Here is a 15102-nt window from a genome sequence, read left to right as displayed (position 1 = left end):
TTTTTTATTGTCAAATTTTTTTTCTGTGACATGTATTTTTATTAAATATTCAAAAATATTACGAAATTTTATATGTATGCATAGTATTGTTGTTGGTATAGTAATTAAATATTGATTTTAATCTAATAAATCTAATTGTGAAATAGTTAATATTGTTGCAAAAATTGTAATTATTATTGGTTTTTTTTAACGTTTTTTTATTAATATTAAAATTATTTGTATTTTGGCTAGATAAACTAGTAATAAAACTAACCAAAAAACTAACCCTAATGAGAGTCTACTTGCTAATTATGTTGTTTTTCAGCGGAATATCCTTTGCGCAGAATACAATTACAGGTTCTGTTACTGATGGTAACAAACAATCTATTCCCGGTGCCAATGTTGTTGTGCTTGGAAGTACTAGTGGTGTGTCTACTGATTTTGATGGAACGTTTAAATTAACCACAAATGCAAAACTGCCTTTTTCTATAAAGGTTTCTGCTGTGGGATTTGAAACGAAAACAGTCAGTGTAACATCAGCGAATCAAAAAGTAAATGTGATTTTAAAAGATGAAGAAACGAAACTGGATGAAATTGTAGTTTCGGCTTCGAGAACACCTGAAAGGGTTATTGAATCGCCGGTTACTATTGAAAGAATGGGTATTCAGGAAATTAAAAACACAACGGCTCCGTCATTTTACGATGGATTAGAGAATTTAAAAGAAGTGCATTTCAATACGAGCAGTATTTCTTTTAAATCTATCAATACTCGTGGATTTGCTACGGTAGCCAATACTCGTTTTATGCAATTGGTAGACGGAATGGATAATTCTTCTCCTGCTTTAAACTTTGTATTAGGAAACCTGATTGGTGTTTCTGATATTGATGTTGCAAGTGTGGAGCTTTTACCGGGAGCTTCTTCTGCTCTTTATGGTGCAAATGCTTTCAACGGAATCATGTTTATGAATAGTAAAAGTCCTTTTACAAATGAAGGAATCAGTGTTTATTATAAATATGGTCAAACTAGTCAGGACATCGCAGGAACCAATGATTATAATGATTTTGGAATTAGAGCAGCAAAAGCATTCACAAAGCATTTTGCTATGAAAGCTAATTTTACTTACATGACCGCTACAGAATGGATTGCGGGTGATAAAAGAAGTATGACGACTGGAGGAGATAGCCATGCAACAAATCAAAATTATGATGGATTGAATATTTATGGTGACGAGGTTACTACTTTTATTCCGAATGTTGGACAAGTTAGTAGAACGGGTTATCGCGAGCAAGACTTAACGGATAATAAAGTTAAAAGTATGAAAGCTGATTTTGGGATGCATTTTAAGCCTTGGGCAGATGATACTGAAATTATATTGCAATATAAAATTGGTACAGGAAGTACAATTTATCAGGGAGCAAACAGATATGCATTAAAAGATTTCTTAATGCAGCAAGGTAAACTGGAAGTAAAGGGGAAGAACTTTTTTGCCAGAGTGTATTTTACAGATGAAGATGCCGGTGATTCTTATGATATGAGATTTGCTGCCTGGAATGTTAACAGAGCAGCTAAATCGGATACAGAATGGTTTACGAATTATGCAACGGCTTATCAATATGCAGGTGCTGTTATGGGAACAAATGCAAATCAATCTGCTTCTATAGCAAGAAATTTTGCTGATTACAATGTTCTTCCAAGCGCTTTGTCTTTTCTTCCTGCTCCGACTGGTTCGCCTAGATTTGAACCCGGTTCCGCTCAGTTTAATAGTGCTTTAGCAAATGTAATATCAAATCCTGATTTAACGCAAGGAGCAAAATTTATCGATCATTCAAAATTATACCACTCAGATGTGAATTATAATTTTAGAGATGTGATAAAATGGGCTGAAATTCAAGTTGGAGGATCTTGGAGAAAATATGTAATGAATTCTGAAGGAACAATCTTTACAGATTATGACGGGCCAATTGATTATAAAGAATATGGTGCATATGCTCAATTGCAGAAAAAATTCTTAGATGACAGATTGAAGTTTACAGGGTCATTACGTTATGATAAAAGTCAAAACTTTGATGGAAACATTTCGCCTAGAATTTCATTTGTATATTCGGCGGGTGAATCAAAAAGACATAACTTTAGATTATCATATCAAACCGGTTTCCGTAATCCAACTACACAAGATCAATATATTGGTTTAGACTTAGGGCCGTTTGCATTAATTGGTTCAGCGGCTGAAAATTTAGATCGTTTTCAGGAAACGGTAAATGTTAGTGCGGCAGGGCAGGCAGTTGCTGGTCAGCCGGCTACTATTAATATGTCAGGCCAAAATGCTTATCGTAATGCATATACGGTAGCTTCGGTTCAGGCATTTGCGGCTTCATCAAATCCAAATGATCTTCAGGTGGCCAGTATAGGGTTAGTAAAACCAGAGCAGGTTCAGGCTTTTGAAGCGGGATATAGAACTGTAATTCAAAATGATTTGTCAATTGATATTAATGGATACTACAATATTTATAATGATTTCATGAATACTGCGAGAGTTATCTCTCCTTACTATGGAACTGTTGGAACAGATCCGGCAAATCCTGCTGTACAACAAACTTACCAGGCATTGGCTTTTGGAGACAGAAGAGTTTATCAGGTATATACTAATACTACTGCACAAATTTCTTCTTTGGGGTTTGGTATTGGTTTGTCTAAAAAAGTATACAAAGATTTTGAACTGGGTGCTAACTATAATTATGCTCAATTTAATTTTGATCAGGCAGATGATCCTGATTTTGTGGCAGGATTTAATACTCCGAAACATAGAGTTAAAGCTTCTTTAGGAAATTCTAAAGTGATAAAAAATTTAGGATTTAATATAAATGTTAGATGGAATTCTGAGTACTTATGGGAATCATCATTTGGAGACGGTATAATTCCTGAAAATACAGTTTTGGATGCTCAGGTAAATTATGCGATTCCAAAATGGAAATCGGTTATAAAAGCTGGAGCAACAAATCTTTTTGGATCAGATTATCTACAGGTTATTGGAGCAGGTATGATTGGACAGATGTGGTTTGCTTCTTGGACAATTAATCCTTAAAAAATTAATTATTTGTGTGAAATTGACATAGCTTCTTTGAAGTTATTTGATGAAAAATGAAGAGGTAATAATTTAAAAAGTACTAACATGAAAAAAAATATAAAATTACTGCTATTGGTATCTTTAACCTTTATGGCAGCTTGTAATAATGATGATAATAATACGCCCGAAGAAGTTCCGGTAGTTCCAGGTTCAGCAGTTTTTACAAAATATATCGCTCTTGGAGATTCCTTTGCGGCCGGTTATAGTGATAATGCATTGTTTAAAAAAGGGCAGGAGAATTCATATCCAAATATCTTAGCGCAGCAATTTGTTGCGGCTGGTGGCGGCGCTTTTACACAGCCCCTTATGAATGATAATATTGGAGGTTTGTTATTGGGTGGAAATGTAATTGCGGGCACTCGTTTGTATTTTATAGGAAAAACTCAAACTCCAACAAATGTTACAGGGAAACCAACTACTGAGGTTACGGCTCATCTTACAGGTGCATTTAATAATTTAGGTGTTCCGGGAGCAAAAAGTTATCACTTATTAGCTGCAAATTATGGTAATGTTGCTGGTGTGGCAATCGGTGCGGCGAATCCTTATTTTGTGAGATTTGCCAGCACGCCTTCAACAACGGTTTTGGCTGATGCTTTGGTGCAGGACCCAACTTTTTTCTCTTTGTTTATAGGAGGAAATGATGTTTTGCTGTATGCGACTTCGGGAGGAACAGGAAAAGATCAGACTGGAAATCCTAACCCGGCGACTTATGGTGGAAATGATATTACAGATCCTACAGTTTTTGCGAGTGTATATAATAATTTAGTTGCTGGTTTAACAGCAAAAGGAGCAAAAGGGGTTGTGGCAAATTTGCCATATATTACCGCTTTACCTCATTTTACAACTGTTCCTTACAATCCGCTTACAGCAAAAACCATTGGAAAAGAAGATGCAGTTGTAGGTTTAGCTAATATTAAAGCTCTTAATGCGCAATTATATGGACCGTTAAAACAAGTGTTGACAGCATTAAACGCTGGAGACAGGATTAATTTGCTTTCTGAGACAGGAACAAGTCCTTTGTTGATAAAAGATGAGACTCTTACTAATTTGTCTGCTCAGTTAACTGCGGCATTTACACCTACGTTAGGAGCGCAGAATGCGGCTTTTTATGGTGCTGTTTTTGGACAGGCCAGACAAGCTAAAGCTACTGACTTAGTTGTTCTGACAACCAGGCCGGATATTGGGTCTGCTCCAACTGCAGCGAATTCTGGAATTGGAATTGCGCCTCCAGCTCCGCTGAATGCATTTGGAATATCCTATCCATTACAAGATAAACATGTATTAATTCCAACTGAAATTGCAGAAATTAAAAAAGCAACGGATGCTTATAACGCAACAATAGAAGCCGTGGCAAAAGAAAAAGGACTGGCATTTGTTGATACAAGAGCCACTTTGACACAATTAGCAAGCGGAGGAATTAGATTTGGTAATTTTACAATGACTTCTTCTTTTGCAACCGGTGGGGCTTTTTCTTTAGATGGTGTGCATCCAAGCGCCAGAGGCTATGGCTTGATTGCTAATATCTTTGTTGATGCCATAAATGCGAAATACGGTTCAACTTTACGACATGTTGATTTAGGAGAATATCCAATTCAGTATCCGGAAACCATTCAATAATCGGAAAACTAAATAAAAAAAGCTGCTCATTTGTAAAATAGAGCAGCTTTTTTTATTTAGTTAAAAATTGTTAGAAAGCGCAGTTAAATTGCCTACTTTTATGAATCAAACAAAATCATGCTATTTTTTATGAAAAAAAAATTGATTTTATATTTTAAAAAATTATCTTTGCGCTCTGAAAAAAGAGGTATTTTCGATAAACCTAAATAGCTATTTAATAAATACATAAGTAATGTCAAAAGTAATAGGAAAAGTTGCTCAAATCATTGGACCAGTAGTAGACGTAGTTTTCAACGGTAAAGATGTTGAACTTCCAAAAATTTATGATTCATTAGAAATCACAAAAAAAGACGGAACGTTATTAGTTCTAGAAGTACAATCTCACATTGGTGAAAACACTGTTCGTACAATCTCTATGGACTCTACAGACGGTTTGTCAAGAGGATATGAAGTAGTTGGAACTGGTAATCCAATCCAAATGCCAATCGGTCCAGATGTATATGGACGTTTATTCAATGTAATTGGAGATGCAATTGATGGTTTAGGAAACTTGCCAAAAACAGGAGAAAACGGTTTGTCTATTCACAGACAAGCTCCTAAATTCGAAGATTTATCAACTTCATCTGAAGTTTTATTCACAGGTATTAAAGTAATCGATTTGATCGAGCCTTACGCAAAAGGGGGTAAAATTGGATTGTTCGGTGGTGCTGGTGTTGGTAAAACAGTATTGATTCAGGAGTTGATCAACAATATCGCAAAAGGTCACGGTGGACTTTCAGTATTCGCTGGAGTAGGTGAAAGAACACGTGAAGGAAATGACTTACTTCGTGAGATGTTAGAGTCAGGAATTATTAAATACGGTGATGATTTCATGCACTCTATGGAAAATGGAGGATGGGATTTATCTAAAGTAGATATGCCAGGAATGAGAGAGTCTAAAGCTACTTTCGTTTTCGGACAAATGAATGAGCCTCCTGGAGCTCGTGCACGTGTGGCACTTTCAGGATTATCTATCGCTGAGTATTTCCGTGATGGAGCTGGAACTGATCAAGGTAAAGACGTATTGTTTTTCGTTGATAACATCTTCCGTTTTACACAAGCAGGTTCTGAGGTATCAGCACTTTTAGGACGTATGCCATCTGCAGTAGGATACCAGCCAACTTTGGCAACAGAGATGGGAGCGATGCAAGAGCGTATTACATCTACAAACAAAGGATCTATTACATCTGTACAAGCGGTTTACGTTCCTGCGGATGACTTAACTGACCCGGCGCCGGCTACAACTTTCGCCCACTTAGATGCAACAACTGTATTATCTCGTAAAATTGCTGAGCTAGGTATTTATCCAGCGGTTGACCCGTTAGATTCTACTTCAAGAATTTTGACTCCTCAAATTTTAGGAAACGAGCACTACGACTGTGCACAAAGAGTAAAAGAAATTCTTCAAAAATACAAACAATTACAAGATATCATCGCGATTCTTGGTATGGAAGAGTTATCTGAAGAAGATAAACTTTCTGTATCTAGAGCACGTCGTGTACAACGTTTCTTGTCTCAGCCGTTCCACGTAGCAGAGCAGTTTACTGGTATTCCTGGAGTTTTAGTAGATATTAAAGATACTATCAAAGGTTTCAACATGATTATCGATGGTGAATTAGATCACCTTCCAGAAGCAGCTTTCAACTTAAAAGGTTCTATTCAGGATGCTATTGAGGCTGGAGAAAAAATGTTAGCTGAAGCATAATAATATTGGTTGTTAGTTGTTAGTTGTCAGTTGTTAGAAAGCAACCATCAACCATCAACCATCAACTATTAACTAAAAAAAATATGATTTTAGAAATAGTATCACCAGAGGCAAAATTATTTTCAGGAACAGTTACATCTGTTACATTACCTGGAGTTGATGGAAGCTTTCAAATTTTGAATAATCACGCTCCTATTGTTTCTATTCTAGAAAAAGGAACTATAAAAATTGCAGCGCCAAGTTTTAGCTTTTCTAAAGAGGTAGCGGATAAATTTACGAGAGTTAATGACCAAACTTATACATTAGAGATTACGTCAGGTACAATCGAAATGAAAGACAATAAAATAATTGTTTTAGTTGACTAAGACAATTTTTAGAATAATAGAAAGCCAAACAGAAATGTTTGGCTTTTTTTATGAATTTAACTAAAAGCGCAGTTGTTGATTGGTTATCCTTTTAATGTTTAATAAAATATCGCTACAAATGTTTTTGTGTCAGAAAATTAACAAAAAAGATGAAAACTAAGTATAAAATATTGTAATATTTTACTTAACATACATTATGTTTGTAAGCGTATTAACATTTAAAAAAAATATTATGAAAAAAGTTTTTTTGGGAATGCTGCTAATTGCGTTAAGTTTTGGGACAATGTCTCTAACTACGAATTCTAAGAATGTTATTAAAACTTCAACAGAGAATCAAAACACAGTTGAAGTCAGAAGTGTTGTGTTTGGTGCAACATACACCTGTGCGTGGAATAGTTGTTGCGAATCACCACTTATTCCTATTGAACGAGATATTGTTCAGCGTGGTTTGCCAGCAGGTACTATTTATACAATTATAAGTACCACAACTAATTCTGTGACCTATAAAGTTTATTAATTGATTTTAATGTATTTTTTCATATCTGTCTTATAAAGTTTTTATACTTAAATAATATAGAAAGAGAATAATAATTTGAGAATAGAAGAAGGCCAGACAAATATTGTTTGGCTTTTTTTTTGAAGTATGGCAGATTCACAATTGGATTAAAGTTAATTTTTTCAATTATTAAGGACACTGCCTTGAGAATGTTGTAATAATGAAGATCTGTCTCTTGATTTTTCCAAATTTCAATTTCATAACTTTGTTTTATGAACTTACCTGAAAATCTAAATCAAAAGCTTGAAAAGCGAATGCATAACAACTCGCTTCGTAAATTACCTGTGTTTAACAATCTCATTGATTTTTCTTCAAATGATTATATTGGGTTTTCAAAATCAGAAACGATCTTCAAACTTACTCATGCCTACTTGCACGAAAATGAAATTTTTCAAAATGGAGCAACTGGTTCAAGATTAATTTCTGGAAACCATTCCCTTTATCACATTGCAGAAAGTTTTATTTCGCAATTTCATGAGGCAGAATCGGCTTTAATATTTAATTCGGGTTACGATGCCAATCTGGGTTTTTTTAGCGCTGTACCGCAAAGAAATGATGTTATTTTATATGATGAATTAAGTCATGCTTCAATTCGGGATGGAATTACAATGTCAAATGCCAAATCTTTTAAATTCAATCATAATGATTTTGAAAATTTAGAGCATTTAATTCTGAAATTTCCAGACACCAATATTTATATCGTTACCGAAACTGTTTTTTCTATGGATGGAGATACTCCAAATTTAGAAGAGTTAGTAAAGCTTTCTGAAAAATACAATTGTTATCTCGTCGTTGATGAAGCGCATACTTTAGGCGTTTTTGGTGAAAAAGGCGAAGGATTGACTCAATATTTAAATTTACACAACAGAATTTTTGCCCGAATTATGACTTTCGGGAAAGGATTAGGCTGTCACGGTGCGGTTGTACTTGGAAGTCCGGAACTTAAAGAATATCTCGTAAATTTCGCCCGAAGTTTTATTTACACCACAGGATTGTCGCCACACTCTGTTGCCACAATTTTAATAGCATATCAGCAATTAGAAGTTGAGAAAGCAGCAATTCAAAAATTACGTCAAAACATTGTTTTCTTCAATCAGCAGAAAAACTTATTGGGTTTAAAACCCATATTTGTTCGAAGTAAATCTGCTATTCAATCTGCAATTGTTCAGGGAAATGAAAACGTAAAAAAGCTGGCTCAGCAATTGCAAGATAAGGGTTTTGATGTAAAACCGATACTTTCTCCAACAGTTCCTGAGCGCCAGGAACGTTTGCGTTTTTGCATCCACAGCTATAATTCGCAAGAAGAAATTAGTTCCGTATTAGAGCTTTTGCGAGATTTCATATTTTAGATTTCATTGTCAGGCTGAGCGAAGTCCAAGTCTGTTTTAGTTCGCGAACTCTTTGATTTTGCTCAGAGTGATATTTTGATAATCAGATGTTTGATCCGTGGCCCAAATAAATTTTTAGTTTTTTTGTAACGTTTTGACAATTCATTTACTTACGGGTTGTAATTACAAAATGAGTTTCATTCATCAACCAAATTCACCTCAAAATGAAAAATCTATTCAAGTTATTTATAGTTACACTAATTCTTTTTGGAGCAAAAACAAAAGCTCAAACAACATCTTCAAAATTAGAAAACTCACTTTTATGGGAAGTTTCGGGAAACGGACTTTCGAAGCCTTCTTATTTATACGGAACGATTCACATGATTTGTTCTCCTGATTATTTTTTGGCTGATAAAACAAAAAAAGCGTTCGAGTCTTCAGAAAAATTAATGCTGGAAATTAACTTTTCTGATCCAAAAGAAATGTTGGAAATGCAGCAACTGGCAATGGGAAAAGAATCATTGAGTAAAAAGCTGAATTCGATACAATTAGCTAAATTGGATGCGATTTTGAAAAAAACTACTGGAATGACGGTGCAACAAGTTGACAGTTTTAGTCTGCTAACCGTTTTGAGTTTGATTTCGATGAAAACTTTTGGCTGTACAGATTTAAAATTCTACGAAATGGAATTTATAGAACAGGCGAAGAAAAGGAATATTGAAATTGGCGGACTAGAATCTGTAAAAGACCAATTTGGAATACTTGAAAATGCGTACACAAATGATGAAATAATTGCAATGCTAGAAGAATCCGCGCCAGAAGAAACGACAAAATTAGTTTCGACTTATAAAACAGAAAATATTGATTCATTATACAATATTACAACTGACGAAAAGTTTACAAGCGAAAAAACAAAAAAGATTATTTTGGACGAAAGAAATCTAAATTGGGCTAAAAATATGCCTGAAATAATGAAAAAAGAAAGTGTCTTTTTTGCCGTTGGATCAGCACATTTGGGAGGAGAATTTGGAGTTATTAATTTGCTCAGAAAAGCAGGTTATAAGGTAGAACCAATTCTAAAGTAGATTTTGAAAGAAAAGGAACAGGAATTTTTAAATCGGATAGAAAGTCATAAGGGTATTTTGTATAAAGTTTCTAAAATGTACATGGATACGCATGACGATCAAAAGGATTTATTTCAGGAAATTATTTGCCAGCTTTGGAAATCGTATGATTCTTTTAGAAACGAAAGCCAATTTTCGACATGGATGTATCGGGTTGCAGTAAATACGGCAATTGTTTTTCTAAAGAAAGAAAAACGAAAAGTTGATAAATATGATATCGCTTCAGATAATGTAAAAGAGGAAGAAGGCGATTCTCAGATTAAAGAAAGCCAGATAGAACATTTTTATAAAGCAGTTCAAAAACTGGAAAAAATTGACAAGGCTATTATTTTTTATCAGTTAGAAGGATTTTCACATAAAGAAATAGGAGAAAATCTTGGAATTTCAGAAGGAAATGCCAGAGTAAAACTGAATAGAGCAAAAGAAAAATTAAAAGAAATAATTAAAAACCAAGGATATGGATTTTAACGACATACAAAATGCATGGAACAATGAGAAAACTGAAAATGTTGTTGTTCCTAATAACCTAGAAAAAATACAATTGGTAAATACACCTCTGGATAAAATCAAAAGAAATCTTAAAAGAGAATTTAAATATCAAATCGTGTGCATTGCCATTCTTGGATTTGTTCCGTTAATATATGATTTTCCGGAAAAAATGGACATTTTGTTTTACTTGCTTTTTAGTTTATACGTCGCTATTTGTGCGTATTATTTGGTAAGATTTTATCAGTTTTATAAAAGACTCAATACATTAACTTTAAAGACAAAAGACAGTTTGTATGAAATTTATTTTGATATAAGATTGAATATGGAGCTTTATAAAACTTTTGGCTTTGCGCTGACACCCTTTTTGATTTTGTATTTAGTAGGTTTCTCTTATTATGCGTTTTCTAAAGTGCCGGGTTTTTTTTCAGATGAGTTTACTAATTCCCAATTGATCGGGTTGTTTTCAATCGTATTTTTTAGTTTGTTTTTTATGGGATTTTATGTAGAATGGTGGGTGCGTCATTTTTATGGAAAATTTGCCAAAGAAATCAGAAAAGTTTTAGACGAATTAAAAGAAGATTAATAAACTGAGCCCATCGTAATGATGGGTTTCTTTTTTTATTGGTATTTTTGAATAAATTATTACACAAAGTCACAAACAAAAAATACAAAGCAGCACAAAAAAGGAAAAGTAATTTTTTTGAATCTTTGTGCATTTTTTGAAAATCTCTGTGAAACAATCAATTTATGAAAATATTCGTAACAGGAATTTCTACTGATGTTGGAAAAACAATCGCTTCGTCTATAATTGTTGAGGCCTTAGAGGCTGATTATTGGAAACCTGTTCAGGCGGGAGATTTAGATCATTCAGATACACATAAAGTTCAATCTCTAATTTCTAATAAAAAGACCCGGCTTTTCGAGAATAGTTATCAATTAAATACACCAGCCAGCCCGCATTTGGCTGCGGAAATTGATGGAATAACGATCGAATTGAATCAAATTAAGGAACCTAAATCAGATAATCATTTAGTTATTGAAGGTGCGGGCGGCATTTTTGTTCCGTTAAATGAAAACGAAACCATCATCGATTTAATAAAAGCCGATTATAAGATTATAGTAGTTTCCAGGCATTATCTTGGGAGTATCAATCATACTTTATTAACGATTGAAGCAATCCAGAATCGAGGATTTAAAGTGGCAGGAATTATCTTCAGCGGAAGCGAAAACAAATCAACAGAAAGTTTAATTCTGAACAAAACCAAAATAAAATACATTGGGAGAATTGACAAAGAACCCTTTTTTGATCAAAATGTAATTCTTGAATACGCAGATTTGTTCCGAAATGATTTACTATCATTAGAAAAATCTAAAACCTAAAATCAGAAATCGACAATATTACATAGATGACTTTAACAGAAAAAGACAGCCAATATTTATGGCATCCTTATACGCAGCACAAAACAGCACAAAGACCAATCGCGATTACAAAAGCCGAAGGGGTGTTGCTTTGGGATGAAGATGGTAAAGAATATATTGACGCCATTGCTTCCTGGTGGGTAAATCCGTTTGGGCATAGCAATAAATATATTGCCGATGCGATTTACAAACAGCTGACTACTTTAGAACACGTATTATTTGGAGGTTTTACGCATGAACCGGCGGTAAAAATAGCTGAAAAACTAATAGAGATTCTGCCTAAAAATCAGCAGAAAATTTTCTTTTCAGACAATGGTTCAACAGCTGTTGAAGTAGCTATAAAAGTGGCTTTGCAATATTTTTTTAATAAAAATGAAAAACGAACGACTATTATTGCTTTTGAAAATGCCTTTCACGGAGATACTTTTGCAGCAATGGCAGCAAGTGGAATTTCATTTTACACACAGGCTTTTCAGGGTATGTTTATAGATGTGGTTCGAATTCCGGTTCCGATAGAGGGGAAGGAGCAGACAAGTTTTGAGGCGCTGGAAAATACAATCAAAAATAACAATTGTGCGGGATTTATTTTTGAACCTTTGGTACAAGGTGCGGCTGGAATGGTGATGTATAAACCAGAATCTTTAGCAAAATTAATTCAGATTTGTAAAGAAAATAAAGTTCTGACAATTGCCGATGAAGTAATGACTGGTTTTGGAAAAACCGGAAAGACATTTGCAATGGATTATGTTTTGGAAGAACCGGATATGATTTGTCTTTCAAAAGCATTAACCGGAGGAACAATCCCAATGGCGATTACAACATTTACCCAAGATATTTTTGATGCATTTTATGATGACGATATTAATAAAGCATTGTTTCATGGACACACTTTTACAGCAAATCCTACAGGTTGTGCCGCCGCTTTAGCAAGTATAGATTTGCTGCTGACTGATGAAATGCAGCGCAATATTGAAAGAATAAATAAAAACCATTTAGAGTTTCAAAGGAAAGTTGAAAAGCATCCAAAAGTTTTAACTGCCAGAGTTTTGGGAGTTATTTTTGCTGTCGAAATAAAATCGGATTCAAGCGAAAGTTATTACGGATCAATGCGGACCAAATTGTATAACTTCTTTATTGATAAAGGCGTTGTTTTAAGGCCGGTTGGAAATATCGTTTACATTTTACCTCCGTATATAATGACAGATGAACAACTTCAAAAAGTATATAATACAATTGAAGAAGCTATTGAAATGGTATAATTTGCCCGCAAATTTAAAGGATTAAAGGATGAACACAGATTAATTATTTCCTGTGTGTAAATCTGTTCAACCTGTGTTATTAATGTGCCATTTTTACAGACCTTTGTACAAAACTAACTATTGTGAATACACCTAAAATTGCCATAACTGCTTTTTCATCTATTTCTCCGTTAGGAAATAACAGCGATGAGATTTGGGAAAAATATCTTGATAAAAAGCATTGTTTTGAAAAGCAGTTTTTAGATCAGCAGGAAACTTCTGTTGCGTCTTTAGATGCCGAATCAAAACGAATTATTGCTGAAATAAGGGAGTCTGATACTAAATATAAATTTTTAGATGATTCGGTTTTATTTGCTTTAGCCGCTTCCAGAAAAGCTGTTGAAAATGCAGGTTGGAAAAAAGATGATGTTTTTGGAATCAATATTGGTTCTTCAAGAGGTGCTACAGATTTATTCGAAAAGCATTATGCAGCATATCTCGAAACCGGAAAATCACAGACCTTATCGTCGCCAACTACTACTTTAGGAAATATTTCATCTTGGATTGCCCATGATTTACAAAGTTCCGGGCCTGAAATTTCACATTCTATTACTTGTTCAACAGCACTTCATGCACTTTTAAACGGGGTTGCCTGGTTAAAATCAGGAATGGCTGATAAGTTTTTAGTTGGAGGAAGTGAAGCGCCTTTGACTGATTTTACCATTGCTCAAATGCGTGCCTTAAAAATATATTCACGTATTGATCAAAATGCAGATCTTTGGCCTAATCTAGCTTTCGATTTTGATAAATCACAAAATACTATGATTTTGGGAGAAGGAGCGGCAGTTTGTTGTTTAGAAGCCGGTGAAAAAGAAAACGCGATTGCATATGTAACGGGAGTTGGGTATGCAACAGAAATTTTGGAACATAATATTTCTATTTCTGCGGAAGCAGATTGTTTTCAAAAATCGATGAAAATGGCTTTAAGGGATATTGATTTAAAAAGTATCGATGCTGTCGTAATGCATGCTCCCGGAACCATAAAAGGAGATTTGACAGAATTACGAGCAATTGAAAAAGTATTTGGTTTAGATGTTCCTTTGCTAACAACAAATAAATGGAAAATCGGACATACTTTTGGTGCTTCAGGAATGTTGAGTCTGGAGCTGGCATTATTAATGATGCAATATGATACTTTTATAGAAACTCCATTTTCAGAAAAGAGAAATCAGAAGAAATCAATTAAAAAGATCTTGGTAAATGCTGTTGGTTTTGGTGGAAATGCAGTTAGTATTTTAATTGAAAAAGCATAAAAGTATATTATATCTTAAATAAAAAAATCCATTTGCCAGCTGACAAATGGATTTTTTATTTGATTAAAGAAAATGATTTTTATTTGAAAATGATTTTTCTGGTTACTTGTGCATCGTTTTCAAGGGAAACTTTTACAAGCAGCACCTGATCTGCAGACTGAAGGTTTGAAATTGACCATTCAGTATTTGCAACTTTCTTTTTATTGTAAATCAGTTTTCCTGTAATATCGAAAACAGAAACTTCTTTGATGTTTTCTTTTGCAGAAGTTACTTTGACTATTTTATCTTTTACAGAAATTAAAAGTCCGTCTTTTACATTTTCAAAATCACCTGTTCCTAATGTTTTATTAGTATAACGAAGGCTGAAACGGTCTGTAAAAGTACCGATTTCTGTTTTGAAAGTGTAATCGCCTGTTTTTAAATCTGATGTAACCCCTGTTTTTTTATCTTCCAGATATACATTCTGGCTGTCAAAGAATCCGTCAACGTGATCAATCGAAATGGTGAAATCTCCTGCAATTGTTGTTTTGTAGCCTAACGGGATTATATCACTGTTTTCAAAAGGAAGCGCTCTGGCCTGAATAGAAAATTTAGCTGTTTCGCTGATACTGTAAAAATCTACATAAGTGTTCCCGTTAAAACTAGCCGCATCATAATTAAGATCTAATCCGTTTGATGCCCCTTCGATATAACCTACCAAAATTTGTTTAAAAGCTCCCTGTGCATTTGTGAAGTTCAGCCACACACGGTTTCTTTCCAGGTTTTCAGTTTTTGCTGTTTTATAGAAATTTCCATTGTTGCCGCC

13 protein-coding genes are annotated in these 15102 nt (G+C 34.2%); 12 read left to right on the top strand and 1 reads right to left on the bottom strand.

All coding sequences use genetic code 11. The features are described from left to right. Positions 1-269: 269 nt before the first annotated feature. The 12 genes from L1276_RS06625 to L1276_RS06570 all read left to right on the top strand — a co-directional run bounded on the left by L1276_RS06625 (position 270) and on the right by L1276_RS06570 (position 14297). Complete coding sequence (locus L1276_RS06625) at positions 270-3062, top strand: carboxypeptidase-like regulatory domain-containing protein (RefSeq protein WP_253786314.1); 2793 nt, start codon at positions 270-272, stop codon at positions 3060-3062. Between the two features lie 87 nt (positions 3063-3149). Beyond that, positions 3150-4721 carry a G-D-S-L family lipolytic protein gene (locus L1276_RS06620; RefSeq protein WP_253786313.1) on the top strand — a complete coding sequence of 524 codons (1572 nt, stop codon included), beginning with the start codon at positions 3150-3152 and terminating at the stop codon, positions 4719-4721. Positions 4722-4953: 232 nt separating this feature from the next. After that, positions 4954-6465, top strand: coding sequence for a F0F1 ATP synthase subunit beta (gene atpD / locus L1276_RS06615; RefSeq protein WP_047777068.1), 1512 nt, complete (start codon positions 4954-4956; stop codon positions 6463-6465). 83 nt (positions 6466-6548) lie between these two features. Then, entirely contained in the window at positions 6549-6830 is a 282-nt protein-coding gene (locus tag L1276_RS06610; RefSeq protein ID WP_253786312.1) for a F0F1 ATP synthase subunit epsilon, read from the top strand. Between the two features lie 232 nt (positions 6831-7062). Continuing rightward, positions 7063-7347, top strand: a complete 285-nt coding sequence (locus L1276_RS06605) for a hypothetical protein (protein WP_253786311.1) — start codon at positions 7063-7065, stop codon at positions 7345-7347. A gap of 251 nt (positions 7348-7598) precedes the next feature. Further along, on the top strand, positions 7599-8735 hold the full coding sequence (locus L1276_RS06600) for a pyridoxal phosphate-dependent aminotransferase family protein (protein WP_253786310.1): 1137 nt from the start codon (positions 7599-7601) through the stop codon (positions 8733-8735). Between the two features lie 203 nt (positions 8736-8938). Next, positions 8939-9799, top strand: coding sequence for a TraB/GumN family protein (locus L1276_RS06595; protein ID WP_253786309.1), 861 nt, complete (start codon positions 8939-8941; stop codon positions 9797-9799). Between the two features lie 75 nt (positions 9800-9874). Then, on the top strand, positions 9875-10306 hold the full coding sequence (locus L1276_RS06590; protein ID WP_371924152.1) for an RNA polymerase sigma factor: 432 nt from the start codon (positions 9875-9877) through the stop codon (positions 10304-10306). Next, the gene (locus L1276_RS06585) at positions 10296-10910 is read left to right on the top strand and encodes a hypothetical protein (protein WP_253786307.1); all 615 of its coding nucleotides are present in this window, start codon (positions 10296-10298) and stop codon (positions 10908-10910) included. Before L1276_RS06590 ends, L1276_RS06585 begins: the two co-directional genes overlap by 11 nt. Before the next feature lie 164 nt (positions 10911-11074). Further along, positions 11075-11707 (top strand): dethiobiotin synthase, encoded by a 633-nt coding sequence (bioD, locus tag L1276_RS06580; protein ID WP_253786306.1) that lies wholly within the window; start codon positions 11075-11077, stop codon positions 11705-11707. A 26-nt stretch (positions 11708-11733) separates the two neighbouring features. Further along, positions 11734-13005, top strand: coding sequence for an adenosylmethionine--8-amino-7-oxononanoate transaminase (bioA, locus tag L1276_RS06575; protein WP_253786305.1), 1272 nt, complete (start codon positions 11734-11736; stop codon positions 13003-13005). A 122-nt stretch (positions 13006-13127) separates the two neighbouring features. Next, a complete protein-coding gene (locus L1276_RS06570; RefSeq protein ID WP_253786304.1) occupies positions 13128-14297 on the top strand; it encodes a beta-ketoacyl synthase N-terminal-like domain-containing protein in 1170 nt (389 codons plus the stop codon). A gap of 79 nt (positions 14298-14376) precedes the next feature. Here L1276_RS06570 and L1276_RS06565 read toward each other — a convergent pair. Continuing rightward, positions 14377-15102, bottom strand: a 726-nt coding sequence (locus L1276_RS06565; RefSeq protein ID WP_253786303.1) for a T9SS sorting signal type C domain-containing protein, incomplete at its 5' end; no start/stop codon positions are given.

Source organism: Flavobacterium sp. HSC-32F16, assembly GCF_024171645.1.
Classification (GTDB): domain Bacteria; phylum Bacteroidota; class Bacteroidia; order Flavobacteriales; family Flavobacteriaceae; genus Flavobacterium.
The sequence above is the reverse complement of the archived record's forward strand: the minus strand, read 5'-3'. Positions and strand labels throughout refer to the sequence as shown.